Here is a 25,420-nt window from a genome sequence, read left to right on the forward strand (position 1 = left end):
ATGCTCGATCGCTGCGACCGTCTGCAGATCGCGGTTGCCGACCGGCGCGCCGCCGCGCGCACCTTCATGGCGCTGCTCGGCGCGGAGCCGGCGCGCGAGACGGCGAGCCGTCATCTCGCGGCGAAGATCACCGTGCTCGCCTTGGGCGAGAGCGAGATCGAGCTCTGCCAGCCGGACGGCGCCGGCCGCACGCAGGACCATCTCGGCCGGCACGGCGAAGGCCTGATGAATGCGGGCTACTCGTCCTGGGAGTTCGAGCGCCTGGCGGCGCATCTGGAGCGCGAGGGCGTGCCGACATTGCGCGAGGACGGCCGCCTGTACCTCGGACCGCCGGCAACGCCGGGCCTGCCGATGGTGATCTCGCCGTCGGCGGCGCGCCGGCGCGTCGGCCCGGTCTCGTTCCTGTACGAGACGACGAACACGCTGGCCAGCGACTGGCGCCAGGCGGCGGCCACCTATGCCCGCATCTTCGGCCTCGATCCATCCAGGTTCAGCGAGATCGGCTCCAAGCGTTTCGGCTATCAGGGCACGCTGACGCTGTTCGATCCGCCGAGCCGGCTCGACCGCATCGAGCTGTCGCAGATCGTCGATCCCAATTCGGCGATGGGCCGCTTCGTCGCCCGTCGCGGGGATTCGCTCTACATGGCCTATGTCGAGACGCACGACTTCCCGGCGATCAAGGCGCGTCTCGTCGCGGGCGGCGCGCGCTACACGCCGCGCGGCCAGGATCCGGCCGCCGAGCTCGACGGTCTCTGGGTGCATCCCAAGGACCTGCACGGCCTGCTGCTCGGGGTCTCGCGCACAGGGCTGGCCTGGGAATGGTCCGGCCGCAAGGACCTGGTGCCGCCGTTGCCGAATTAACCATTGCGAATGCGGCGTTGGCGGCATCGCCCGTGCGATGCATGATCCGTGCGGGTAACGTCCAGGAAGTCATATGTCGCTGCCGCTGCATTACCAGTCCGCCAAGTCGCTCGCCGGCCTCGTGCGCCGCAGGAAGATCGGCGCGCTCGAACTGCTCGATCACTTCCTCGGTCGGGTCGAGCGGTACAACCCGCGCATCAATGCGGTGATCTGGGAGAGCGCCGATGCGGCGCGCAAGCGCGCCCGCGCGCTCGACCGCGCCACCGCGAAGGGCGCCAGGCTCGGACCGCTGCACGGCGTGCCGATGACGATCAAGGAATCCTACGACGTGGTCGGCATGCCGACGACGCGCGGCATGCCGGCGCTGAAGAACAATTTCCCGCCGCGCAACGCGCTCACCGTCGATCGTCTGAACGCCGCCGGCGTCAACCTGTTCGGCAAGACCAATGTGCCGCTGAGCCTGGCCGACTGGCAGAGCTACAATGAGATCTACGGCACCACCAACAATCCCTGGGACGTGACGCGCAGCCCCGGGGGCTCCTCCGGCGGTTCGGCGGCCGCGCTCGCCGCCGGCCTTTGCGGCATCGAGGCGGGCAGCGATATCGGCGCCTCGATCCGCAACCCGGCGCATTATTGCGGCGTCTACGGGCTGAAGCCGACTTTCGGCATCGTGCCGGTGCGCGGCCAGGCGATGCCGGGCGTGCTGGCGCCCGGCGACATCACGGTGATCGGCCCGATGGCGCGCAGTGCCGAGGATCTCGCCATCGGCCTCGATGTCATGGCGGGACCGGACGATATCGATGCCGCCGGCTGGCAGCTTCGCCTGAAGCGGCCGACGCAGACGCGGCTGCGCGATTTCCGTGTCGCCGTCATGCTCGACGACCCGAACGCCGAGGTCGATCAGGAAGTGCAGACGCTGCTGACTCGGCTCGCCGATTTCCTCGGACGCCAGAAGGTCAAGGTGAGCCATATCGCGCGACCGGAGATCGACACCGGCGAGGCGCAGCGCGTCTACGTCACGCTGTTGCGCGCCGCCACGTCGGGCCGCCAGACGCCGGAGCAGTTCCAGCACAATGTCGAGGTCGCCCGACGCCTCGACCCGGCGGATGAAAGCTATTTCGCCCGCATGACCCGCGCCAACGTGCTGGCGCACAAGGATTGGCTCGCCGTCAACGAGACGCGGCACAGGATGCGCCATGCCTGGGCGGCGTTCTTCCGCGAATGGGACCTGCTGCTCTGTCCGGCGGCGTCCTCGGCGGCCTTCCCGCACGATCACCAGGGCGAGCGGCACGAGCGCCTGATCACCGTCAACAACAAGCGCGTGCCGACCACCGACCAGCTGTTCTGGGCCGGCTTCTCCGGCGCCTTCTACCTGCCGTCGGTGGTGGCGCCGGCCGGGCTGACGCCGACCGGGCTGCCGGTCGGCGTGCAGATCGTCGGCCCGCAATTCGGCGACCTTGCCTGCATCCGCTTCGCCGAACTTCTGGAGCGGGAGTACCAGGCCTTCACGCCGCCGCCCGGCTATGATTGAGGCGGACTCCATTTCGGGTTGTTGACGGCCAGCGCGGCGGCGAGGCTCCGGCGCAGGTGGGCGACCAGTGCCGCGTCATCGATGCCGCGGCGGCTCGCGGCGATCTCGGCGCAGAGCGCGCGGTTGAGCTCGTCCAGCGAGCCGTCGCGGTCGAGCAGGCTGCGCAGGCGCGTCGCTTCCGCGGCGTTCAGCGCAGGTCCTTCGCGCAGCTCGCGCTCCACCGTCCCCAGCATGTTGACGGCGACGCGCATCAGGAACTTCCGGTCGTCGGAGAGGCCGGGCAGGATCTCGCGCTCCAGCCAGTCGCGGATCACCGCCAGCATGTCGGGCGCCACCGGTCGGCTGTTCGGCACGCTCAATCCTCCCCGGCGAGCAGACGGTAGAAATCGGCGAGCGGCTCCTCCATGCGCCGGCCGATGGCGAGCGCTTCGACGGTGCGTTCGCCGCCCTTGAGATAGGCCTGGCCCTTCATCATGCACATGACCGCCCATTTGAGGCAGCCGAAACCCTCCCAGAACCGGAGATGCGCGGGCGCTACCGTCGCGCCGCCGGCACGCGCATAGGCTTGAAGCAGATCCTCGCGCCGCCCCATCCCGCCGACCGGCTGCGACCCGCCGAACCGCCAGGTGCGCACGCAAAGCCAACCGAGATCCTCGACCGGATCGCCGAGATGGCAGATCTCCCAGTCGATCACCGCGCGCACGCCGTCCGGCCCGAAGATCAGGTTGCCGAAGCGGAAATCGCCATGCGTCACGACCGTCCGGGCATCCGCGGGCAGATGTTCCTCGGCCCAGCGGAAGCCGAGCTCGAGTGCCGGCACCGGATGGTCGAAGCTGCGGTAGATGCGGCGATACAGATCGACCTGTTGCGCGGGCCCGCTTTCGATCAGGAACGGCAGCGCTGCCGGCGGTATCGTGTGCAGCCGCGCCAGGATCGTCCCGCACTGCGCCGCGAACGCGCCGCGCGCCGGCGCGTAGACGGCCTCGCGCAGGACGCGGCGGGCGATCGTCTCGCCCTCCACCCGGTCCATCAGATAGCCGGCGCCGAGTCCGTCGGCTTCGTCGAACACGGCGCGGACCGGCGGCGCCGGCACGCCGGCGGCCGCGGCGGCAATCATGCAGGCGGCGTCGTCGGCGCCGAGCACGCGCGGCAGCTCGGCCATCGGATTGCCGGCATCGACCCGGCGCGGCACCGAGAACTGCGCCACGAAGGCGCGACGCTCGCCGCCAGGCCCGGCTTCGATCGACCATGTCGCCTTGGTGGCGCCGCCGGTCAGCCGGATCAGCCGCCCGATCGGCGCCGGCGCACCCAGATGCCGCCCGAGCGCGGCTTCCAGCCGGCCGGCGAATTCCTCCCTTGCCAACATGCAGGAACCATAGCCGCAAGCCGGGGCGAGCGGCCAGAGCTCAGCGCAGGCGGGAGGCTCAGCGCAGGCGAGCGGCTCAGCGCATGCCGGCGGTGCGGCGCTCCGCGCTGTCCATGATCGACTGCGCCATCAGCCGTCCGATGCAGTCGTAGGAGAGGTCGTTGAGATGCAGCCCGTCGGGCGACAGCATCTCCTCGTTGGTCATGCGCCCGGTCTCGATCCAGGAGCGCATGATCTGGAACCGGCGGAACAGGCCGACATGCTCTTCGGCGGCGACGCGGTCGAGCAACGCCACCATATCGGCATGGTCCGGGTCGTTGAGCAGGCGCGGCGCGTACTGGATATCCATGAGCACGACGTCGGCGCCGGCCGCTTTCAGGCGGCGGATGCCGTCGCGGATCGTCGGTCCGTGGTTCCCAATACCCTTGTCGCGCAGCACCGCATTGGCGCCGACCTGCCAGATCACCAGCTGGGGGTGGTGTGGGAAGACGTCGCGCTCGAAGCGTTCGACCATGCTGCGGGTGAAGTCGCCGTTCACGCCCTTGTTGACGACATGCACCCGGGCGCCATACAGCCGGGCGCCGAGCGCGGCTTCCAGCACACTCGGATAGCTGTGGGCGGCATCGCTCGCGCCGGCGCCGGAGGTGGACGACGATCCGATGGCAACCACCGTGACCGACTTGCCGCGGGCGATGCGGTCGGCGACGCGCGGCAGCGACACGCCGAGCCGCTGGTTGGCTACGGTGGTCGTGCAGCGGTCCTCGGGCATGTCGCGCGCCAGGACCGGGACCGCCCAGAGCAGGGCGGCGAAGAAGGTCATGATTGTGCGGGTCATCGTTTGGCGGCCGTGCGGTCCCTTCCTTCCGGGGCATCGTCGCTCACCGCCGCCGCGATGGCGCGTGCAAGCTGCTCGGCGACGCATGCCTGCACGGTGTCGATCAGCTTGAGCTTTTCCGGCTTGCCGGCCGGGTCCATGGCGATGGCACCGCTCTCCGACCAGTGGCGCATGATGTCGTAGCGATTGAGCAGCGGAACCCGGCGGCTCTGCGCCACCTGCTCCATATAGTCGACATAATCGCCGAAGCGCGAGACCGCGGCCGCCTGCGGCATGAATTGCGGCGTGACGAACAGAAGGTCGACATCGCGCCGGTGCACCAGGTCGATGCCGGTGCCGAGCGCATCGCCGAACTCGCTGACGCCGACGCGGCTGACCGCATCGGTGGAGCCGGTCTGCCAGATCACCAGGTCGGGCCTGGTGGCGGCGATCTCCTGATCGAACCGCTTGATCATCGCCGCCGCCGTCTCCTGCCGGATCGAGCGGTTGACGACCGTCACGGTGGGTACCGGGCGCAGCTTGCGCAGTTCCGTCAGCAGGCGCGCCGGATAGGCGCGGCCGGCCGGATCGGTGCCGTAATCCAGCGACGAGGCGGTGCCCAGCACCAGGATGGCGACCGGCTCGCGCGCCTTCAGCTTGGCGGCCACGCGCGGCAGGCCGAAGGCGATGAAGGTGTCGTCGGCCGGCGCGTCGCAGGTGCCCGCAACGGCCGCAGGCCCGGCCACCGCCATCGCGGTCGCCAGCACAATGGCCGCGGCAAGCCGCCGACCGCTCATGTGCTTTGCCCCCTCATTCCGCGCCGCCGCGCACGGCGACCGCGGTCACCGGCCCCTTCTCGGACAGCTTGTACCAATCGACCAGCGCCGCCACCCCGATCATTATGATAATTCCGAGAAGACTCACAAGTATTTCGGCGATGTTGGTGCTGCCGTTAACCGTCAATACGAAATGCGCTGCGAAGGAAAGGAAGACGCCGACGCAGAAGACATGCAGCGATTGCCGCCCGCAAAGCATTAGCGGTGTCAGTGCGCGATGGCGCAACCATTTCGCGCCGGGCGGCACCAGCAGCACGGTCAGATAGGCCGTGGCCAGGAAATGCGCCAGCCGCAGCGTATCGAGGCCGGTCTTGTCGATCGGGTAGAGCCAGGCGTTCAGCCAGGCCGGCACAAAAGCGGTCAGCGGCGGATGGTGCCAGGTCAGCACGATGGCGAAGGCGAAGACGAGATAGATCGCCGCCAGCCCGCCGACGGTCGCCGGCTGCAGGCGGCGCCAGAAGCCGTGGCCGCGGGTGACGGCGCAATAGGCGCCCAGCACGAACAGGATCTGCCAGGCGAAAGGGTTGAAGAACCAGCCGCCCTCGGGATAGGCGGGCAGGTTCCAGTCGAAGCGCCGCGCGACGACATAGAGCAGGATCGTGCCGAGCAGGGCGGCGAACGGCGCCCGCAGCATCGCCCACAGGATGGCCGGGAACGCCGCCAGCAGCACGATGTAGAGCGGCAGCACGTCCATGTTGACCGGCTTGAAGCGCAGCAGCACGGCCTGCAGCAGGATCACGTCCGGCCGTTCGAGCAGCGGCCCGACATTCATCTCCTCGGCGAACATCGGGTTGTCGAAATTGGCCGAGACATAGGCGATCTGGGCGACGAAGAAGATGAACAGGATCAGGTGCGCGAGATAGATCTGCCAGACGCGCCGAAGCACGCTCGCGGTGGCGCGGGCGAACCCCGATTTCTGCATGATCGAGCCGTAGGCGAGCATGGCGGAATAGCCGGACACGAAGACGAAGATCTCGGTCGCGTCGCTGAAGCCCCAATTCCGGTTGGAAACCCAGCTCGCGATATTGTCCGGAATGTGATTAAGAAAAATGAAGACCAGCGCCAGCCCCCGGGCCAGGTCGATGCGCAGATCCCGCCCGCCCCCGGCAAGGGGCGTCGGGTCGGGACGCAGGAACAGGCGCAGAAACGCGGGCACGGGGGCGGGCACGGGGAACCATCTGGGTCCGTCGCGACGAACCCTCTCACCTTACCAGACCTTGTCGGAAATCCGGCAGGCTGCCCGGCCTATCCGGCGCGCCGGACCAGCTTGGCGAAGGCGGCCGGCACGTCCGCGGCGTCGAAGACCGGCAGCGAGCAAACTTTGTTGGTGCAGGCGAACAGCGCCGGCTCCGGCAGCTCCGGATAGGTCACGTCGTGGTTGGGCAAATCGCCGTCCGCCGGGTCGTAGAGTTCGAGCCGGCGGTAGATGCCGGGCAGCGCCTTGGCGGCGGCGAACAGCGCCCCGGTCGCCGCATCGCGGCGAGCGCCGACCACGGTGAGATGCAGCGGATCGCTGCCGAGCTCGTGCGCCGCCTGCAGCAATCCGGGCCAGAAGGCGGCACGCCCGGCGGCCGGCGCCGCTGCCAGCCAGGCCAAGGTGCGCCTGGCGGCGTCGCGGTGCCGCGCCGCGCCGGTATGGTGGCCGAGCAGGTTCAGGAACCGCGCCGCCATCGTGTTGTCGTCGAGATGCTTGACCGGCTCCGCCAGCGCGCCGATCGCGCCTTTCGGTTCCGGCGCGGCGGGGAAGCCGCCGGCCGCATCCTCCAGCCGGGCGATCATGTGGTCGGCGGTGCGCGCCGCCTCGACCAGCCAGCGTCGGTCGGCCGTGCTGCGATAGAGATCGAGCAGTGCGATGCCCATGGCGAGGTTGGGCTGCAGCGAACGGCGGGGCGCCTCCTCGGCGCCATGCACGAAGCCGCCATCAGCTCCGCGGCGGTTGGCGATCGCCCACGCGGCGCCGTCCAGCGCCGCGCGCAGCGGCGCCGGATCGCCGGTCGCCTCGTGCAGCGCGATATAGGCCGAGATCGTCCAGCCGGTCTCGCGGGCATAGGTGCTGGTGTCGATGCGCGGCAATCCCGCCGCCAGTCGCGCCGCGGCCGGCAGGGCGTAGTAATCCTTGCCCGGCAAACTGCGCGCGCCGCGCAGATCGGCATCCTGGCTGACATAGTACCCGCCATCCGGCGCCCGCATGAAGCGCTCGATGAAGCGATGGATGTCGCGCGCGCCGTCGAGCAGGGCAGGCTCGCGCAGCACCGTCGCCGCCGTCGCATAGAGGCGCAGCGCCTGGGTCTGCAGGCTCATGATCTTCTCGAAATGCGGGCTGTCCCAGCGGCCGTTATCGGAATACTGGAACACGCCGCCGAATACCGGATCAATGAGGGCGCGCGCGTTGCGGAGCGTGGTGCGGGCGCGCTCGGCCGCCGCGCGATCGCCGCGCAGAGCCCGGCTCAGCGCCCAGTCCAGCGCCTCGGCCTGGACGAATTTGTGGCCGCCGCCCCAGCCGCCCTGCTCGTCGTCATAGGCCTCGGCAAAGCGTTGCGTCAGCGCTTCGAGCTGCGCGGGCGAGAGCTGGCCGCCGGTGCTCTCGGCCTCCCGCCGCGGCGGCGCCGCGAGCGGAACCGGATTGGCGATCAGCGCCGCCAGGGTCGATGCCAGATCCGCCGGCGCGATGTAGCCGCGCTCCTTGTGCAGCTCCTGGCCCTGGCCGTCGAACACGATGGTGGCGGGCCAGCCCCAATCCTCGTAGCGCTGCGACAGGGCCGGGTTCGCGTCCTGGTCGACCTTGACCGCGATCACATGCCGGCCAATGAGCTCGACCACCTTGGGATCGCGGTAGGTGGTCTCGTCCATCACGTGGCACCAGTGGCACCACACCGCTTCCATGTCGAGCAGGACCAGCTTGCCCTCGCGCCTGGCCTGCTCGAACACCTCGACCGACCAGCCGCGCCAGGCGATCGGCGAGGCGGGATCGGCCGCCAAGGCCGCGCCGGGCAAGGACAGAATTGCGGTCAAGGCGAGCAGAAGGCGGCGCAACATGGGCTATCCCGGAAGGGTTCGCACCTTCTACGCCCGCCCGCCCCGGCATGGATCGCATGTCGCGCAGCTGTGATTGGGTTGCCCGGCGCGCTACATACGGCGAAGATCGGATAACCCCAGCATTCCCGGCGGCCCCATGCCCGTGACCATCCCGTTCCACCGCGATCTCGAGTTCAGCTATGGCGAGGCCGCGCAGATATCGCCGCTGATCCGGCGCGTGGTGGCGCGCAATCCCGGCCCGTTCACCTTCCACGGCACCGGCACTTACATTGTCGGCCGCGGCAAGGTCGCGGTGATCGATCCCGGCCCCGACATGCGGGAGCATTTCGACGCCCTGCTGAAGGCGGTGGACGGCGAGACGGTGACCCACATCCTGATCACCCATACGCACCGCGATCATTCCCCCGGCGCCAAGTGGCTGAAGGAGGCGACCGGCGCCAAGGTCTACGGCTTCGGGCCGCATCCGGTGCGGCCGGGCGAGAAGGCGGTGGAGGAGGGCGGCGACCACGACTATACCCCCGACGAACGGATCGGCGATGGCGACGTGATCGCGGGCGCCGGCTGGACTATGGAGGCGCTGCACACGCCGGGGCATCTCTCCAACCATCTCTGCTTCGCGTTGCGCGAAGAGCGGGCGCTGTTCTCCGGCGACCATGTGATGGGCTGGTCGACCTCGGTGATCTCGCCGCCCGACGGCGACATGGCCGATTACTTCGCCAGCCTGAAGAAGCTGCTGCCGCGCGACGACCGGCTCTACTGGCCGACGCATGGGCCGGCCATTCCGGAGCCGCAGAGCTTCGTCCGCGCCTTCATCGAGCACCGCGAGGATCGCGAGCGGCAGATCCTCGCCTGCATCGCCGACGGCGCCATGACCATCCCGCGCATGGTCGAGATCATGTACCGCGACGTCGACAAGCGGCTGCATCCGGCGGCGGCGCGGTCGGTGCTGGCGCATCTGATCCACATGGCGGAGACTGGCCGGGTTCGCGTCGACGGCGGCAGCGAGCCCGCCACCTACCGATTGGCCTGACCCATGTCCTCCGACAGCGGCAAGACCCTGGTCCTCACCGGCGCCTCGCGCGGCATCGGCCATGCGACGGTGAAGCGCTTCAGCGCCGCCGGCTGGCGCGTCATCACCGTGTCGCGTCAGGCGTTCTCGGAGGACTGCCCGTGGGAGGGCGGCGAGGAGAATCACGTTCAGCTCGACCTTGCCGACATGGAGAAATTGCCTGCCGGCATCGAGGAGATGCGCAAGCGCCTGCGGGACGGCAAGCTGCACGCCCTGGTCAACAATGCCGGCATTTCGCCCAAACTGCCGGGCGGCAAGCGCATGTCGAGCCTGGAGACCGACTACGCCGACTGGCTCAAGGTCTTCAACGTCAACTTCTTCGCCACCATCCTGCTCGCCCGCGGCCTGGTGAAGGAGCTGCAGGCGGGCGGCGGCTCGATCGTCAACGTGACGTCGATCGCCGGCTCGCGCGTGCATCCCTTCGCCGGCACGGCCTATGCGACATCGAAGGCCGCACTGGCCGGGCTGACGCGCGAAATGGCGCATGACTTCGCGCCGCTCGGCATCCGCGTCAACGCCATCGCGCCGGGCGAGATCGAGACCAAGATCCTGTCGCCCGGCACCGACGAGATCGTGCGGCGCGACATCCCGATGCACCGGCTTGGCAAACCGGAGGAAGTCGCCTCGACGATCTATTTCCTGTGCTCGCCGCAAGCCTCCTACGTGAACGGCGCCGAGATCCACATCAACGGCGGCCAGCACGTCTGACCGGGCGGAGACTTCACGTTCTGTTGAGCATCCGTGTGCCGAGATTGCCGTCCGTCATTGGTCCTCGCTGCTTCGCGATGCGTAGATTCCATGTGAAGGCGGCCTGCGTTTTGGGCCGCGCAGCCAGGGAGAAGATCCACATGACCAGCAAGACCATGCTCGTCGCGGCCACGGCGGCGGCATTCTTCGCGGCCGGCACCATCGCCGCCGTCAGCCCGGCCCGGGCGGACGTGAAATGCGTGGGCGCCAATGCGTGCAAGGGGACAAGCGCATGCAAGACGGCGTCCAGCGCCTGCAAGGGCCGGAATGCCTGCAAAGGCCAGGGCTGGGTCTCGACCAAGGATGAGGCCGCCTGCAAGGCGGCCGGCGGCAAGGCCAGCTGACCGGCGCAGCGACGGCATGCCGCGCCGCGCACGGCAAAGAAACTCTAATCTGCACCTCACACGCTGTTGAACGTTCGTGTGGGCAATATCCCTGAAACGTCATTGGTCATTCCAGTCTGCGGGCATAGCATTCGCCCCGTTCGCGACCCGCATCGGGCCGCCCCCACAGGGAGATGAACCTTATGACCAGCAAAGCCATGCTCGTTGCGGCCACGGCGGCAGCGTTCTTCGCGGCCGGCACGATCGCCCACGTCACCCCGGCGCAGGCCGATGTGAAGTGCGTCGGCGGCAATTCGTGCAAGGGCACCAGCGCCTGCAAGACCGGCTCGAGCGCCTGCAAGGGCCAGAACGCCTGCAAGGGCAAGGGCTTCGTGAGCACGAAGGACGAGGCTTCCTGCAAGGCCGCCGGCGGCAAGGTCGGCTGATCCGACGTCCTGACCGATTTCAGGTCCGGCTGAGGGCGCCGGTGCCGCAAGGCGCCCGGCGCCCTCGCTGCTTCCAGGATGTCGCGGGTTGCGGCTAGGCTCCAGGCGATGAAGACCGAACACCGTCCCTATCTCGGCTTCGGACTCGGGCTGCGCACCGAGCATTACGAGGCGCTGCTCGAGGAGCGGCCCAAGGTCGACTGGCTGGAGGCGATCAGCGAGAACTACATGGTCGAGGGCGGCAAGCCGCTGCATTACCTCGACCGCTTCCGGCGCGACTATCCGATGGTGTTGCACGGCGTCTCGCTCTCCATCGGCGGCAGCGATCCGCTCGATGCCGAGTATCTGGATCGCCTCGCGGCGCTGATCGACCGCGTCGAGCCGCTCTGGGTCTCCGACCATCTCTGCTGGACCGGCCATCGCGGCGTCAACATGCACGACCTGCTGCCGCTGCCGCAGACCGAGGAGGCGATTGCGCATGTCGTCGAGCGCGTGCGGCGCGTGCAGGACCGACTGAAGCGGCAGATTCTGCTGGAGAACGTGTCGAGCTATGTAAGTTATCGCCACTCGGCGATGCCGGAATGGGAATTCCTGTCGGCGATCGCAGATCGGGCCGACTGCCTGATCCTGCTCGACGTCAACAACATCTTCGTCAGCGCCTACAACCACGAATTCGATCCGCGCCGCTATCTCGACGGCGTCGATCCGCGGCGCGTGCGCCAGTTCCATCTCGCCGGGCATCAGAACAACGGCAGCCACATCGTCGACACGCACGACCATCCGATCGTCGACGGCGTGTGGCAGCTCTTTGCCCAGGCCTGGCGGCGCTTCGGCCCGGTCTCGACCATGATCGAGCGCGATGCCGACATCCCGCCGTTGGCCGAGCTTGTCGCCGAGCTCGAACAGGCGCGCGCGATCGCCGCCGACGCCGAGGCCGCCGCGCCGGTGGCGCCATGACCGCGGGCGCCGAAACGGCTCTGGCCGGGTTGCAGCGCGATTTCCAGGACTATCTGCTCGGCCGTCCGCACGAGATGCTGGCGCGCGTGCGGTCGACCGCCAAGGCCGATGCCGCGACCCTGCTCGATGTGTACGGCGCGGCCTATGTGTTGCGCCTGGTCGAGGTGCTGGAGAACGACTTTCCCGGGCTCCGCGCCTGGATCGGGCCGGAGCGCTTCGACGCGCTCGCGCGGGCCTATATCGCGGCGCATCCCTCCGACCATGCGAATGCCCGCTGGTTCGGCCGCCACCTGCCGGGCTTCGTGCGGCAAGCGGCGCCGTGGTCCGGAGAATGCGCGATACGCGACCTCGCGGCGCTCGACTGGGCGGTGGGCGAGGCCTTCGACGCCGCGGAATCCGATCTGGTGACCTTCGCCGACATGGCGGGACAGCCGCCGGAAGCCTGGCCGGGCTTGCGCTTTGCCGTCGTACCGTCGGTGCGGCGGCTCGACCTGAAGACCAATGCCGATGCCATCCGCCGCGCCGCGACGGCGGGCGAGGCGCTGCCGGAAATTGAGCCGGCACCGCGCGCGCTGGCCGTCTGGCGGCGCGGACTGGAAACCGAGATCCTGGATCTCGAGCCCGACGCCCTGGTGGCCTTCGATGCCTTGGCCGCCGGCGAGCCCTTCGCCCGCATCTGCGAACGCCTCGGCGATTTCCATCCGGAAGAGATGGCGGCGGTGCGTGCTGCGGGCCTGCTGCGCGCCTGGATCGAGCTCGACTTGATCGCCGTGGTGACGGCGGAAGGCTGAACAGCAACCCTCCGAAAAGCAAAGCGCCCGGCGGATCGCTCCGCCGGGCGCCTGTGGCCGACCGTGGGGTCGGTCAGTTGCGATTGCCCAGGATGCTGAGCATGAACTGGAACAGGTTCACGAAGTTGAGGTAGAGCCGCACCGCCGACATGGTGGCGCCCTTCTGCAGCACTTCCTCGGCGTGGCCCTCGTCGAACTCGGCCTTGATGTTCTGCGTGTCGTAGGCGGTCAGGCCGGTAAACACCAGCACGCCGATCGCCGAGATCACGAAGTGCATCATCGGGCTCTGCAGGAAGAGGTTCACGAGGCCCGCGATGATCAGCCCGATCAGGCCCATGAACAGGAAGGTCCCCATGCTGGTGAGGTCCTTCTTCGTCAGATAGCCGTACAGGCTGGCCGCGCCGAAGGTGGCGGCGGTGATGAAGAACACCTTCACCACGCTCGAGCCGGTATAGATGAGGAACAGGCTCGCCAGCGACAGCCCCATCAGGCCGGTGAACACCCAGTAGAGGGTGGACAGCATGCGGGCGCTCATCGAGTTGTAGCCGAAGCTCATCCACATGATCAGGCCGAGCGGGGCGAGCAGCACGACCCAGCGCAGCGGCGACATGAAGATCGCCTGGACCAGCGCGGGGCTCATCGACACCGCCAGCGCCACGATGCCCGACAACAGCAGGCCCGAGGCCATGATGTTGTAGACCTTGAGCATGTGGGCGCGCAGCGCCTGGTCGACATCGACCTGCGTCGCTGTGCCGGCATAGCCCGGTACCGCCCAGCGCCTGTCGAATTTCGTTGCCATTGCCTGTCCTTGCGAGAAGTTGCTCCCTAGCCGTTCGAATATGGGGATACGCACCGGGGAATCAAGCGAAACCGGCGTTACAGGGTTGTCATCTGCGCATGACTCCCGCTGCGCGCCATGATTGCTAGGATGGCTTTGTTGCATTGCAGCGAGATGGAGGTTGCCATGCCCGGCAGCGATGCGGCGCTGGTGGTGATCGACGTGCAGAACGACTTCTGCCCGGGCGGCGCGCTGGCCGTGCCCGACGGCGATGCGGTGGTCCCGGCGATTAACCGGCTGATGCCGCATTTCCCCCGTGTGGTGCTGACCCAGGACTGGCACCCGCGCGGGCACCTTTCCTTCGCCGCCAGCCATCCCGGGCGGCAGCCCTTCGAGACAGTGGCAGTGGATTACGGTCCCCAGGTGCTGTGGCCCGACCATTGCGTCCAGGGCACGCAAGGGGCCGCCTTCCACCCGGATCTGGCCACCGCCGCGGCCGCGCTCATCCTACGCAAGGGCATGAATCCAAAGGTGGATTCATATTCCGCCTTCTTCGAGAACGACCGTCGGACGGCAACGGGCCTGGCCGGCTATCTGTCCGGCCTCGGCGTGCGCCGGCTCTATTTCTGCGGCCTGGCGACCGATTTCTGCGTGCTCTACTCGGCGCTCGACGCCCGCGCGCTGGGCTTCGCCTGCACCCTCGTCGAGGATGCCTGCCGGGGCATCGATCTGGACGGCTCGCTGGGCATGGCGGTGCAAAAAATGCGCGAGCACGATATCGAATTTACCGCTGCCGCGGCTGTCGTCTAATCTGACCGCGCCGTCACGTCGGGTAAGGAGCGGTTAAAGCCCGCAACTTAGCCTCCGCGACGGCTGTGCCGCCGCATGAAGGAGGGGCGACGTCCGTTGGCCGCTGTCCCGCATATTGTCCTGGAGCTGGAGCGCATCCACCGCGCCTCGCCCGACATCGCCTTCATGGTGGATGCGCGGCGCGCCGATGTGGTGTGGGTTAACGCCGGCTTTGTCGCCACCACCGGGATGCTGGCGGCCGACACGATCGGCCGCGATCTGGGCCGGCTTCGGCCCAGCGGCGAGGCGGCGCTTGGGGCCTGGCGGGAGGCTGTGGCCGCCGTGGCCGAAGGGCGGCCCGGTCGCTTCGATCTCGCCTGCCAGCGGCTCGACGGCTCGGCCTTCATCGTCGACCTGACCTGCCTGCCTGTCGCCAGCGCCGAGGACGGCACGCTCTATGTCATTGCCACCGGGCGCGATGTCACCCGGGCCCGGCGCCTGCAGACCGATCTCGCCGAGCGCGAGCAGCGCTTCCAGGATTTTGCTGAGATCGCCTCCGACTGGTTCTGGGAGATCGACGAGAATCTGCGTTTCACCTGGATCTCGCCCTCGGTCGAGGCCTATTGCGGCGTGCCGGCATCGTTCTTCATCGGCCAGAAGCGGACCGAGATGCGGGTCACCCCGCTCGACACCTCGCTGGCCGCGCACGAAGCCGATCTGGCCGCGCGCCGGCCGTTCAAGGACTTCATGTATCGCGGCCGCGATCTGAGCGGGCGTTCGCACGCGGTCAGCTCGTCGGGCAAGCCGATCTTCGATGCCGAGGGCAGGTTCCGCGGGTATCGCGGCACCGGTCGCAACGTGACCCAGCTTTACGAGGCCGAGCGGCGCCTGCGCTCTGCGATCGAATCGATGCGCGACGGCTTCGCCCTGTTCGATGCCGACGACCGGCTGGTCCTGCACAACCAGCGCTGGATCGAGTTCTATCCGCATGCCCGCACCATGGCGGGGCTCATCGGGTCCACCTTCGAACAAATCCTGCGTCACTGTCCGCCGGCCCATATCCTCGATCCGGAAGTGGAGCGCGACGCGGAGAGCTGGCTCGAGCGGCGCATCGCCCAGCACCGCGAGGCGAGCGGCGAGCCGATCGAGCAGCTGCATGCCGATGGCCGCTGGCTCAGGATCTACGAGCAGCGTACGGCCGAAGGCGGCGTGATCGGATTGTGGAGCGACATCACCGGCCTCAAGCTCGCCCAGCTCGAAGCGCGCAACGCGCGCGAAATGGCCGAGGCGCATAGCCGCGCCAAATCCGCCTTCCTCGCCAATATGAGCCATGAGCTGCGCACGCCGCTCAATGCCATCATCGGCTTCTCGGAGACGATGAGCCGCGAGCTGCTCGGCCCGATCGGCGCGCCGCGCTATCTCGAATATGCCGACGATATCCACAACAGCGGCATCTATCTGCTCGACCTGATCAATGACATCCTCGACCTGTCGCGCATCGAGGCCGGCAAGCGCGAACTGGTGCCGGAGCGGATCGATCTCGGCGAGCTGATCGAGGAGGCGACGCGCATGATCAGCCCGGTCGCGCAGCGCGGCCGCGTTACCGTCAAGGTGCCGTCCGGCGCCGGCATGCCGGCCGTGGTCGACCGCCGCGCCGTGCAGCAGATCCTGCTCAACCTGCTCTCCAACGCCATCAAGTTCTCGCCGGAGGGCGCCAGCGTCGACGTGCTGCTGCGCCGCGACGGCGAGATGGCGGTGATCACCGTCGTCGATCAGGGGCCTGGCATTCCGGCCGACAAGATCGACACTCTGGGCCGGCCCTTCGTGCAGGTCGACGATGTGCTGTCGCGCCGGCAGCCGGGCTCCGGTCTCGGGCTCGCGATCACCCGCGCGCTGGCGGAGCTGCATGGCGGCTCATTGTCGATCGAGAGCCAGCTTGGCCACGGCACGCGGGTCAGCGTGACGCTGCCGGTGAATCGGCTGGCCGCCGCCGCCGCCTGATCCTGCCGGCGCGCTGGCCTGGCCCGGCCGGGTGTGATTGCATGCTGCCATGTCCGAAGCCGCTTCCGCCACGCCGGCCGACCAGGCGCGCGCGCTGATCCGCGCGCGGCCCGTCGCCGCGCTCTCGACCGCGCTTGCCGCCGATGGCTGGCCCTATGGCTCTCTCGTGCTGGTGGCGACGGCGATCGACGGTACGCCGTTGCTGCTGATCTCGACGCTGGCCGAGCACTCGCGCAATCTCGCCGCCGATGATCGCGTGTCGCTGCTGTTCGAGGCGACGTCCGGCCTCGCCGATCCGCTGACCGGCGCGCGCGTCACCCTGTTGGGACAGGCCCGCCCCTCGGCGGATCCGCTTGACCGGCAGCGCTTCCTGCGACGACACCCGGAAGCGGAGATGTATGCCGGGTTCAAGGATTTCGGCCTGTACCGCGTCGCGCCGCTGCGCGCCCATCTGGTGGCGGGGTTCGGCCGCATCCACTGGATCGACGGCAGTGAATTATTGACAATTCCGGCGCCGGCCCTGGCCGAGGCGGAAGCCGGCATCGTCACGCATATGAACGACGATCACCTGGATGCGATCCAGCTCTATGCCGCCAGGCTGCTCGGCCTCACCGGCGGCGGCTGGCGCATGACCGGTTGCGATCCGGAAGGTTGCGATCTGCGCCGCGAAGCCGAGGTCGCGCGCCTGAAATTCGGGCAGCTGGTGCAGGATGCCGCGGCGGCGCGCACCGAACTGGTGCGCTTGGTGAAGCAGGCGCGCGCGGCGGCGTGACAAAGGTGAAATGCTGCACTGCGGCAGGGCTTTCTTCGATTTCGTAACCCTTTCCTGCCCTTGTACCGCCAAAATCGCCCCTCTATGTTCCGCGCCTCGACAGCGCGGTCCGAGCGGATGGCAGCGCTTCAACCAGCGTGCGGGAGGAACTCCGTGAAACAGACCGGCGCGTATGTATCGCCCCACGGTCTCGACAAGCTCGGGCTGACCAACCTTGGCGCTGCCCACTGGAACCTCCCGGTCCCTGCGCTCTACGAAGCCGCGCTGTCGCGCGGCGAAGGCATGCTCGCCGATGGCGGCCCGCTTTGCGTGCTCACCGGCCAGCACACTGGCCGTTCGGTGAACGACAAGTTCATCGTCAAGGAGCCCGGCTCCGAGAAGAACATCGATTGGGGCAACATCAATCGCCCGATCGAACAAGTGCATTTCGAGGGCCTGCGCCGGCGCATGCTGGCCTACCTGCAGAACCGTGACGTCTACGTGCTCGACACTTTCGGCGGCGCCGATCCGGCCTATCGCCTGCCGGTGCGCATCGTGACCGAGCATGCCTGGCAATCGCTGTTCGCGCGCAACATGTTCCTGCGCCCGACGCCGGACGAGAGCCGCGCCTTCGCGCCCGAATTCACCATCCTCTGCGCGCCCGGTTTCAGCGCCGACCCGAAACTCGACGGCACGCGCAGCGAGACCTTCATCCTGATGAATTTCGCCGAGCGCATGGTGCTGATCGGCGGCACTTCCTATGCGGGCGAGATCAAGAAGTCGGTCTTCTCGATCCTGAACTACCTGCTGCCGGCGCGCGACGTGCTGCCGATGCATTGCTCGGTCAATGTCGGCGATCAGGGGGCGGCGATCTTCTTCGGCCTGTCCGGCACCGGCAAGACCACGCTCTCCGCCGACGCGCGGCGCATCCTGGTCGGCGATGACGAGCACGGCTGGTCGGAGCACGGCTTGTTCAACTTCGAGGGCGGCTGCTACGCCAAGGTGATCAACCTCTCGGCCGAGGCCGAGCCCGAGATCTACGCGACGACCCAGCGCTACGGCACCGTGCTGGAGAACGTCGTGGTCGATCCCGACACGCGCCGGCTCGACCTGAACGACCGCCGCTACACCGAGAACACCCGCGGCTGCTACCCGATCGACTTCATCCCGAATGCCTCGCCGAACGGCCGCGCCGGGCACCCGACTTCGATCATCATGCTGACGGCGGATGCCTTCGGCGTGCTGCCGCCGATCGCCAAGCTGACGCCCGACCAGGCGATGTATCACTTCCTCTCCGGCTACACCGCGCGCGTCGCCGGCACCGAAAAGGGCATGGGCAGCGAGCCGCAGGCGACCTTCTCCACCTGCTTCGGCGCGCCGTTCATGCCGCGGCATCCTTCCGTCTACGCCCGCCTGCTCGGCCAGAAGATGGCCAAGCACGGCGCCACCTGCTGGCTGGTCAATACCGGCTGGACCGGCGGCGGCTATGGCGCGGGCTACCGCATGCCGATCCAGCACACCCGCGCGCTGGTCAACGCGGCGCTGGAAGGCAAGCTCGACAACGTGCCGACCCGCATCGACGCCAATTTCGGCATCGCCGTGCCGACCGCCTGCCCCGGCGTGCCGGAAGAGGCGCTCAACCCGCGCGGCACCTGGAAGGACGGCCAGGCCTATGACAGCAAGGCGCGCGAGCTCGCCGGCCGCTTCAACGACAACTTCGTCAAGTTCGAGCCCTATGTGGACGGCAAGGTGAAGGCCGCGGCGCCCAAGCTCGCCGCCTGATCCGTCCTGCAATTCAGACGAGAAGCCCGGCCGCGGCGATGCGGCCGGGCTTTTTCATCTGCGCCGGAACAGGGCGCCGATCCGGTTGGCGACCGGCGGGATCGACCACAGCACCGAGACGAGCGTGATCAGCGCCAGCACGGCGCTGATCGGCCGGGTGAAGAAGGGCGTGACATCGCCGCCGGACAGGCTCAGGCCCCGGATCAGGTTCTTGTCCAGCAGGTCGCCCAGCACCAGCCCCAATATCAGCGGCGCCATCGGGAATTTCAGCTCGCGCAGGACGAAGCCGAGCAGGCCGAAGAACAGCATGACGTAGATGTCGAAAGTGCGCTGCGCGATGGCGAAAGCGCCGACCGTGCAGAGCACGAAGACGATCGGCATCAGCCGCTCGCGCGGCACCAGCAGGATCCAGAGCAGCGGCCGAACCAGGGTCAGGCCGAAGAACAGCTTGGCCATGTCGGCGATGATCAGCATCGCCACGATCTGGTAGACGAACTCGGGCGTGGAGACGATCAGGTTCGGCCCCGGATTGAGACCGTGGATCAGCATGGCGGCGAGCAGCACCGCGGCCGGCGCGGAGCCCGGCACGGCCAAGGTCAGCACGGGGATGATGGCGCCGGGCACGCAGGCGCTCTCGCCGGTCTCCGCCGCCATCAGGCCTTCGACCGAGCCCTTGCCGTATTTCTCCTTCTCCTTGCTGGCGCGCTTCGCCGCCGCGTAGGAGCTCCAGGCGGCGATGTCCTCGCCGAGCCCCGGCATGGTGCCGATGAAGGTACCGATGCCGCCGGAGCGCAGGATGGTACGCCAGTATTGCGTGACGTCGCGGATGCGGGGGATCACCGAATCGACGGTGCTGGAGACGGCGCGGAAGGCGGGACCGCGCATCACCTGCAGCACTTCCGCCACGCCGAAGGCGCCGACCAGCGCCGGCAGCAGGCTGATGCCGCCGGCGAGATCGACGCTGCCGAAGGCGAAGCGCGGATAGGCATGCGTCGCCTCCTGGCCCATGGTGGCAATCATCAGGCCGAGGAAGCCCGCCATGTAGCCCTTGAGCGGATCGCCGCCGGAGAGCGAACCGGCGACCACGATGCCGAACACCGCGACCCAGAAGAACTCGTAAGAGCCGAAGGTCAGCGCGAGCTCGCCCAGCAGCGGCGTGAACACGGCGACGCAGAGCGTGCCGAACAAGGTGCCGAGCCAGGAGCCGGCGGTCGAGATGCCCATCGCCCGGCCGGCCAGGCCCTGGCGCGCCAGCGGAAAGCCGTCGAGCGTCGAGCAGGCCGAGGCCGGCGTGCCCGGGATGTTGAGCAGAATGGCACTGCGGCTGCCGCCATAGATGGCGCCGACATAGATGCAGATCAGGATCAGGATGGCGCTGTCATGCGCCATCGAATAGGTCAGCGTCGTCATCAGCGCGACGCCCATGGTGGCGGTGAGCCCGGGCAGCGCGCCGATCACGATGCCGAGCAAGGTCGCCCACAGCACGTTGAACAGCGTGCCGAAATTGGCGAAGCCGGCCAGCGCGCCGCCGAGCTGCCCCAGTCCGTCGGCCATCAGGGCAGCCGCACCAGAAAGATCTCCTGGAACACCGCGTGAGCGGCGCCGCCGGCGACCAGGCCGATGACGGCGGCCACGGCGAGCCGGCGCAGCCTCGCCTTCGGCGTCGCGCCGGGATCCCATTCGAAGGCGCCGACGAAGGCGGCGATGAAGAGAGCGCTGGCAAGCCAGAACGGTACGCGGCCGACCAGGCCGACCGTGTAGACGAGGCCGAGCCCGGCGGCGATGGCGAGCCTGGCATTGCTGTAGAGACCGGATGGCGCTGCCGTTTCGGCTTGCCGCTTGAGCGCGCCGCGACGCAGGGCACGCACCGCCAGGATGCTGCTGATCCCGGCCAGCACCAGACCGTAGAAGCCCGGCACGATGCCGGGCGCCGTATAGGGATCGCCGCCGCGATCGGTGAAGGTCGGCATCTGCAGCGCCAACGCGAGCACCGTGAGGCTGATCGCGACGAACACCGCCGCCGTGACCAGATCGGCACGGGGCGAGGGCGGCGGCGAGCCGGAGGCGAAGGAATCGGTTTCGACGGTCATGGGAAGGAGAGGGGCCTCCTTGCGGCGGCCCCTCGATAGATCAGAGGCGCGGAATGCCGAGCGTGTCGGGCGACACTTTCGACTTGCCGGCATCGTGATAGAGCCAGGCGGTGAAGCGCACCATCTTGAAGGCGCCGTCCTGCGCCTCCTTGCCATGCAGTGGTGCGAACAAGGCGCTCCGCTGTTGTGCGTATTTCTGCAGGGCTTCCGACTTGGCGATCTTGTTCTTCCACACCTCGGTCATGGTGCTGACCACCGCGTCCGGCGCCCCCTTCGGCACCCAAATGCCGAAATAGTTGAGCGGCGCCGGCATCTTCGGCAGCCATTTGGTGATCGGCGGAATCTCGCCATAGCCTTCGAGGCTGATCGGCTGGTCGGCCAGAATGGCGAGCGGACGTAAGCGCTTGCCCTTGATCATCTCGGTCATCTCGACCAGCAGCTGTGCCACGACCGGCGTCTCGCCCGAGACGGTGGCAATCACCGCCGGGTTGCCGCCGTCATAGGTGACGTGGCGATAGTTGATGCCGGAATTGGCCTTGATCGATTCCATCAGGTTGTGGCCGGCGGAGGAGAGGCCCGCGGTGGCGACCGCCACCGGCGTTCCGGAGCCCTTCATCGCCGCCAGCAGCTCGCCGAAATCCTTGTACGGCGCCTGCGGGTTGACGCTGATCGCCGACAGGTTGGCGACGGCGAAGAACATGTTCCAGTCGGCCAGCCCGGTATCCAGCATGCCGAGCACGCGGTAGGTGCCGACATCGGTCGCGGCGCCGGCGGCCCAGGTATAGCCGTCCTTCGGCGCTTCCATCGCGTTCTTGGTGCCGATCGAGCCGGAAGCGCCCGGCTGGTTCACCACCACGAACTTCTGGCCCAGCTCCTTCTCCAGCTCGCTCGACACGATGCGCGCCATCTGGTCGGTCGAGCCGCCGGCCGCCCAGGGCACGATGATGGTGACCGGACGCTCCGGCTTCCAGGCATATTGTGCTTCGGCGGTGGTGCCCCCGAGCGCCATCGCGGCGACGAAAGCCGCGGCAAGAACTTTGTGCATGGTGCCTCCCCTGATTACGCTGGTAACGAGACAGTTACTCAGTGTGGTCCTCCGGCGAAGCGGGCGTCAAGTTGGCGAACTCCATCCTGCAGATCGGTTGCGGCGCCTTTGGCCCGGCGCATCTCGCCGCCTGGCGTGCGCTCGGCGTGGCCGACCGGCTGGTCGTGGCCGATCCGAATCCGGCGACAGCGTCCACTGTGCATGCAATCTGTCCGCAGGCGCGCGTGGTCGCCGATTGGCGCACGGCGCTCGCCGCGGCCGATCTGGTCGACATCCTGACGCCGAGCGACACGCATCACGCCATCGCCAAGGCCGCGCTCGCCGCGGGCAAGGACCTCTTCATCGAGAAGCCGGTCACGGTGACGGTGGACGAGGCGGCCGAGCTCGAGCGCCTGGCCGTGTCCACGCGACGCATCGTGCAATGCGGCCTCTATTTCCGCTTCCACCCCAAGGCCCAGGGCCTGCAGGCGATGATCGCGGCGGGCGCCTTCGGCCGGCTGCGCTTCCTCAGCGGGCGGTTCCTCGGCCTGAAGCGCGCGCGGGGCGATTCCGGCGCCCTGCACAACGACGCGGTGCATTTCATCGACCTCCTGACCTGGCTCGCGGGCGAACCGCCGCGCACCGTCTACGCCGTCGCGCGCGATCACTTCGGCCGCGGCATGGACGATCTCGCGGTGCTCCAGCTCGTCTATCCTTCCGGTGCCGCCGCCCTGATCGAGACCGGCTACATACAGCCCGGCCGCTGGCCGGATGCGGTGACGCCCGGCGCGGTGACCAGCAAGGAGATCGCGGTGACCGGCGAGGCGGCGGTGGCGGAGATCGATTTCGCGGCCGAGCGCGCAGCGGTGCAGCGCGGCGCGCATCGGCCGGTCGACGGCATCTGGCGGCCGGATTACGGTGCCCTCGAAGATCCGGGCTGGCCGGCGGCCGATCCGGTCGCCGTGGTGACGGCGGAGCTGGCGCATTTCCTCGACTGCGCGAGAACGCGTCGTGCGCCGCCGGCAGGCCTGCGCGACTGCGCCGTCGTGCCGGCAGCGGTGATAGAGGCGGCGATCACCTCGGCGCGCGACAATCGCGTGGTCGAGATCAACTATCCGGAGTGAAGGGAGGCAGCGCTTGCGCATCGCGCTTTGCAACGAAGTGATCGCCGGCATGGAATTCGCGGAGCAATGCGACTTCGCCGCCGCGCTCGGCTATGACGGGCTGGAGATCGCGCCGTTCACGCTGGGCGAGGAGCCGCATCGCCTGCCGCCCTCGCGCGTCGCCGAGCTGCGGCGTGCGGTGGCCGATGCCGGCCTCGCCACCACCAGCCTGCATTGGCTGCTGGTGCGGCCGACCGGCCTCTCCATCACATCGGCCGATCCCGCCGTACGCGAGAAGACGCTGGACGTGATGCGCCGCCTGATCGGTCTCTGCGCCGAGCTTGGCGGCAAGGTGCTGGTGCATGGCTCGCCGGCGCAGCGCCGCCTGCCGGCGATGAGCGAGCAGCCGGCCGCGATCGAGCGCGGCATCGAGGCCTTCGCCATCGCCGGCGAGGCCGCCCGCGCCGCCGGCGTGACCTATTGCATCGAGCCGCTGGCGGCTTCCGAGACCGCCTTCGTCAACTGGGTGCAGGAGGCCGTCACCATCGTGCAGCGCATCGGCAATCCGCATCTGCGCACCATGGTCGATGCCAGCGCCGCGGCACAGACGGAGCGCGAGCCGGTCGCCGATCTCCTGGCGCGCTGGCTGCCGACAGGCATGATCGCGCATGTCCAGGTGAACGACCGCAACCGTCGCGGCCCGGGCCAGGGCACCGACCGGTTCGCCGAAGTCTTCGCGGTGCTGAAGCGCCATGGCTATGCCGGCGATGTCGCGGTCGAACCGTTCGAATACGTGCCCGACGGCCCGGCCGCTGCCGCCCGGGCCATCGGCTATCTGCGCGGCATCCTGGAGGCCCAGTCGTGACCCAGGCACCGCTGATCACCGTGCGCGAGATCGTCGCCTATGAATGGCCGTTCCAGCTGCGGCTGCCATTCCGCTTCGGCGCCGTCACCCATACGCATGGCCGCCAGGCGGTGGTGCGCGCCCGCATCCGCCTCAGCAACGGGCGCGAAGGCTGGGGCGTGGCGGCCGAATCGCTCGCCGCCAAGTGGTTCGAGAAGGACCCGGCCTTCAGCGACGAGGAGAACTACGCGCAGCTCCGCAAGGCGATCGAGATTGCCGTCGAGCGCTACGTCGCCGCCGGGCCGAACACCGCGTTCGGCCACTACATCGACGGCTATTCGGCCCAGCTCGCGGAAGGCACGCGGGCGCGGCTCAACCCGCTGGTCGCGGCCTTCGGCCCGGCGCTGATCGACCGCGCCGTTTTCGATGCGCTGCTGCGCCTGAGCGGGTTGTCATTCTACGAAGGCATGCGGCGGAATCTTGCCGGCATGCGCGTCCACAGCACCATCGCCGACCTCGCCGGATTCGACTTCGACGCGTTCCTCGGCGCGCTCCAGCCGGCACCCAGCATTGCGGCGCGCCACACCGTCGGCCTGGTCGATCCGATTACGGCGGCCGACCAGGCGCCCGGCACCCGCGTGGAGGATGGGCTGCCCGAGACGCTGGAGGAGGTCGCGCAGGCCTACCGGCAGCGCTACTGGAAGCTGAAGGTCGGCGGCGACGTGACGGCGGATGTCGACCGGCTGACGCGCATCGCATCGGTGCTCGACCGCTCGGCCGAGCCCTATCACGCGACGCTCGACGGCAACGAGCAATATGCCGACCCCGAGGCCGTGCTGGCGCTGTGGCGCCGCATGCAGGCCGTGCCCGCGCTGAAGCGCCTCTGCAGCTCGATCCTGTTCATCGAGCAGCCGATCAAGCGCGCGGTCGCGCTGACCCGCGATGTGCGCATGCTGGCGATCGCCAAGCCGGTGATCGTGGACGAATCCGACGGCGAGCTGGGCGCTTTCCCGCAGGCGACCGCGCTTGGCTATACCGGTATCTCCAGCAAGGCCTGCAAGGGCTTCTACAAGTCGTTCATCAATCTGGCCCGCTGCCGGATGTGGAACGAGGACGCCAAGGCCGGGCGCTATTTCATGTCGGCCGAGGACCTGACCACGCTGGCCGGCACCTGCGTGCAGCAGGATCTGGTGCTGGTGGCGCTGCTCGGCCTCGGTCATGTGGAGCGCAACGGCCACCATTTCGTCGACGGCTTCACCGGCCGCTCCTCGGCGGAAGCCGAGGCTTTCGCGGCCGCGCATCCCGACCTCTACGCGCCGTCGCCGCAGGGCCCGCGCCTGCGGATAGAAGATGGCCTGCTGCAGATCGGCTCGCTCGCCTGCGCCGGCTTCGGCGCCACGGTGGAGCCGGATTTCACGGCGCTGCAGCGGATGCCGAAGGCGGCGTGGAGCTAGACTCTCACTGCTCGACGTGCTACAAAA

General features: G+C 68.5%; 25 protein-coding genes. 15 read left to right on the plus strand and 10 right to left on the minus strand.

Going from position 1 to position 25,420, the window contains the following annotated elements; all coding sequences use genetic code 11:
* The gene (locus tag DT074_RS13260) at positions 1-861 is read left to right on the plus strand and encodes a VOC family protein (RefSeq protein ID WP_119420337.1); all 861 of its coding nucleotides are present in this window, start codon (positions 1-3) and stop codon (positions 859-861) included.
* Positions 862-934: 73 nt separating this feature from the next.
* Positions 935-2,392, plus strand: a complete 1,458-nt coding sequence (locus DT074_RS13265; protein ID WP_119420338.1) for an amidase — start codon at positions 935-937, stop codon at positions 2,390-2,392.
* On the opposite strand, the gene DT074_RS13270 is transcribed toward DT074_RS13265, so the two are convergent.
* The 6 genes from DT074_RS13270 to DT074_RS13295 form a co-directional block, all read right to left on the minus strand.
* Entirely contained in the window at positions 2,383-2,745 is a 363-nt protein-coding gene (locus DT074_RS13270; protein WP_119420339.1) for a DUF6285 domain-containing protein, read from the minus strand. The genes DT074_RS13265 and DT074_RS13270 overlap by 10 nt on opposite strands.
* Positions 2,746-2,747: 2 nt before the next feature.
* On the minus strand, positions 2,748-3,758 hold the full coding sequence (locus DT074_RS13275) for a phosphotransferase family protein (protein ID WP_119420340.1): 1,011 nt from the start codon (positions 3,756-3,758) through the stop codon (positions 2,748-2,750).
* Positions 3,759-3,834: 76 nt separating this feature from the next.
* Positions 3,835-4,593, minus strand: a complete 759-nt coding sequence (locus DT074_RS13280; RefSeq protein WP_162914877.1) for an SGNH/GDSL hydrolase family protein — start codon at positions 4,591-4,593, stop codon at positions 3,835-3,837.
* On the minus strand, positions 4,590-5,369 hold the full coding sequence (locus DT074_RS13285; RefSeq protein ID WP_119420342.1) for an SGNH/GDSL hydrolase family protein: 780 nt from the start codon (positions 5,367-5,369) through the stop codon (positions 4,590-4,592). The genes DT074_RS13280 and DT074_RS13285 overlap by 4 nt, the downstream gene beginning before the upstream one ends.
* A gap of 13 nt (positions 5,370-5,382) precedes the next feature.
* Positions 5,383-6,576 (minus strand): OpgC family protein, encoded by a 1,194-nt coding sequence (locus DT074_RS13290; protein WP_368744655.1) that lies wholly within the window; start codon positions 6,574-6,576, stop codon positions 5,383-5,385.
* 77 nt (positions 6,577-6,653) lie between these two features.
* Entirely contained in the window at positions 6,654-8,444 is a 1,791-nt protein-coding gene (locus DT074_RS13295; RefSeq protein ID WP_119420343.1) for a DUF255 domain-containing protein, read from the minus strand.
* Positions 8,445-8,580: 136 nt separating this feature from the next.
* On the opposite strand from DT074_RS13295, the gene DT074_RS13300 reads away from it, so the two are divergent.
* The 6 genes from DT074_RS13300 to DT074_RS13325 all read left to right on the plus strand — a co-directional run bounded on the left by DT074_RS13300 (position 8,581) and on the right by DT074_RS13325 (position 12,777).
* Positions 8,581-9,474: an MBL fold metallo-hydrolase gene (locus tag DT074_RS13300; RefSeq protein ID WP_119420344.1), complete on the plus strand. Its 894-nt coding sequence runs from the start codon at positions 8,581-8,583 to the stop codon at positions 9,472-9,474.
* A gap of 3 nt (positions 9,475-9,477) precedes the next feature.
* A complete protein-coding gene (locus tag DT074_RS13305) occupies positions 9,478-10,221 on the plus strand; it encodes an SDR family NAD(P)-dependent oxidoreductase (RefSeq protein WP_119420345.1) in 744 nt (247 codons plus the stop codon).
* Positions 10,222-10,361: 140 nt separating this feature from the next.
* Positions 10,362-10,604 (plus strand): BufA2 family periplasmic bufferin-type metallophore, encoded by a 243-nt coding sequence (bufA2, locus tag DT074_RS13310; RefSeq protein ID WP_119420411.1) that lies wholly within the window; start codon positions 10,362-10,364, stop codon positions 10,602-10,604.
* 182 nt (positions 10,605-10,786) lie between these two features.
* Positions 10,787-11,029 (plus strand): BufA2 family periplasmic bufferin-type metallophore, encoded by a 243-nt coding sequence (bufA2, locus tag DT074_RS13315; RefSeq protein WP_119420346.1) that lies wholly within the window; start codon positions 10,787-10,789, stop codon positions 11,027-11,029.
* A gap of 108 nt (positions 11,030-11,137) precedes the next feature.
* Positions 11,138-11,986, plus strand: coding sequence for an MNIO family bufferin maturase (gene bufB, locus DT074_RS13320; protein ID WP_119420347.1), 849 nt, complete (start codon positions 11,138-11,140; stop codon positions 11,984-11,986).
* Complete coding sequence (locus tag DT074_RS13325) at positions 11,983-12,777, plus strand: HvfC/BufC family peptide modification chaperone (protein ID WP_119420348.1); 795 nt, start codon at positions 11,983-11,985, stop codon at positions 12,775-12,777. Before bufB ends, DT074_RS13325 begins: the two co-directional genes overlap by 4 nt.
* A 73-nt stretch (positions 12,778-12,850) precedes the next feature.
* On the opposite strand, the gene DT074_RS13330 is transcribed toward DT074_RS13325, so the two are convergent.
* Positions 12,851-13,576: a Bax inhibitor-1/YccA family protein gene (locus DT074_RS13330; RefSeq protein ID WP_119420349.1), complete on the minus strand. Its 726-nt coding sequence runs from the start codon at positions 13,574-13,576 to the stop codon at positions 12,851-12,853.
* Between the two features lie 165 nt (positions 13,577-13,741).
* Here DT074_RS13330 and pncA point away from each other — a divergent pair, with 165 nt between their 5' ends.
* From pncA to DT074_RS13350, 4 genes are all read left to right on the plus strand, one after another.
* Positions 13,742-14,365, plus strand: coding sequence for a bifunctional nicotinamidase/pyrazinamidase (gene pncA / locus DT074_RS13335; protein ID WP_368744656.1), 624 nt, complete (start codon positions 13,742-13,744; stop codon positions 14,363-14,365).
* 96 nt (positions 14,366-14,461) lie between these two features.
* Positions 14,462-16,345 carry a sensor histidine kinase gene (locus DT074_RS13340; RefSeq protein WP_162914878.1) on the plus strand — a complete coding sequence of 628 codons (1,884 nt, stop codon included), beginning with the start codon at positions 14,462-14,464 and terminating at the stop codon, positions 16,343-16,345.
* 49 nt (positions 16,346-16,394) lie between these two features.
* Complete coding sequence (locus DT074_RS13345; RefSeq protein WP_119420352.1) at positions 16,395-17,117, plus strand: HugZ family pyridoxamine 5'-phosphate oxidase; 723 nt, start codon at positions 16,395-16,397, stop codon at positions 17,115-17,117.
* A 153-nt stretch (positions 17,118-17,270) separates the two neighbouring features.
* Positions 17,271-18,878 (plus strand): phosphoenolpyruvate carboxykinase, encoded by a 1,608-nt coding sequence (locus tag DT074_RS13350; protein ID WP_119420353.1) that lies wholly within the window; start codon positions 17,271-17,273, stop codon positions 18,876-18,878.
* A gap of 54 nt (positions 18,879-18,932) precedes the next feature.
* Here DT074_RS13350 and DT074_RS13355 read toward each other — a convergent pair whose 3' ends face one another.
* The 3 genes from DT074_RS13355 to DT074_RS13365 are packed head-to-tail and all read right to left on the minus strand — an operon-like array spanning position 18,933 to position 22,013.
* Positions 18,933-20,432, minus strand: a complete 1,500-nt coding sequence (locus tag DT074_RS13355; protein ID WP_119420354.1) for a tripartite tricarboxylate transporter permease — start codon at positions 20,430-20,432, stop codon at positions 18,933-18,935.
* The gene (locus DT074_RS13360; RefSeq protein ID WP_162914879.1) at positions 20,432-20,968 is read right to left on the minus strand and encodes a tripartite tricarboxylate transporter TctB family protein; all 537 of its coding nucleotides are present in this window, start codon (positions 20,966-20,968) and stop codon (positions 20,432-20,434) included. The genes DT074_RS13355 and DT074_RS13360 overlap by 1 nt, the downstream gene beginning before the upstream one ends.
* 40 nt (positions 20,969-21,008) lie before the next feature.
* Entirely contained in the window at positions 21,009-22,013 is a 1,005-nt protein-coding gene (locus tag DT074_RS13365) for a tripartite tricarboxylate transporter substrate binding protein (RefSeq protein ID WP_119420356.1), read from the minus strand.
* Positions 22,014-22,084: 71 nt separating this feature from the next.
* On the opposite strand from DT074_RS13365, the gene DT074_RS13370 reads away from it, so the two are divergent.
* From DT074_RS13370 to DT074_RS13380, 3 genes are read left to right on the plus strand one after another with little or no spacing between them, the layout of a single operon-like run.
* Positions 22,085-23,116: a Gfo/Idh/MocA family protein gene (locus tag DT074_RS13370; RefSeq protein WP_162914880.1), complete on the plus strand. Its 1,032-nt coding sequence runs from the start codon at positions 22,085-22,087 to the stop codon at positions 23,114-23,116.
* Positions 23,117-23,129: 13 nt separating this feature from the next.
* The gene (locus DT074_RS13375; RefSeq protein WP_119420358.1) at positions 23,130-23,960 is read left to right on the plus strand and encodes a sugar phosphate isomerase/epimerase family protein; all 831 of its coding nucleotides are present in this window, start codon (positions 23,130-23,132) and stop codon (positions 23,958-23,960) included.
* Complete coding sequence (locus DT074_RS13380; protein WP_119420359.1) at positions 23,957-25,393, plus strand: mandelate racemase; 1,437 nt, start codon at positions 23,957-23,959, stop codon at positions 25,391-25,393. Before DT074_RS13375 ends, DT074_RS13380 begins: the two co-directional genes overlap by 4 nt.
* The last annotated feature ends 27 nt before the right edge of the window (positions 25,394-25,420 follow it).

Origin of the sequence: Desertibaculum subflavum, from assembly GCA_003576705.1 — a bacterium.
Classification (GTDB): domain Bacteria; phylum Pseudomonadota; class Alphaproteobacteria; order Ferrovibrionales; family Ferrovibrionaceae; genus Desertibaculum; species Desertibaculum subflavum.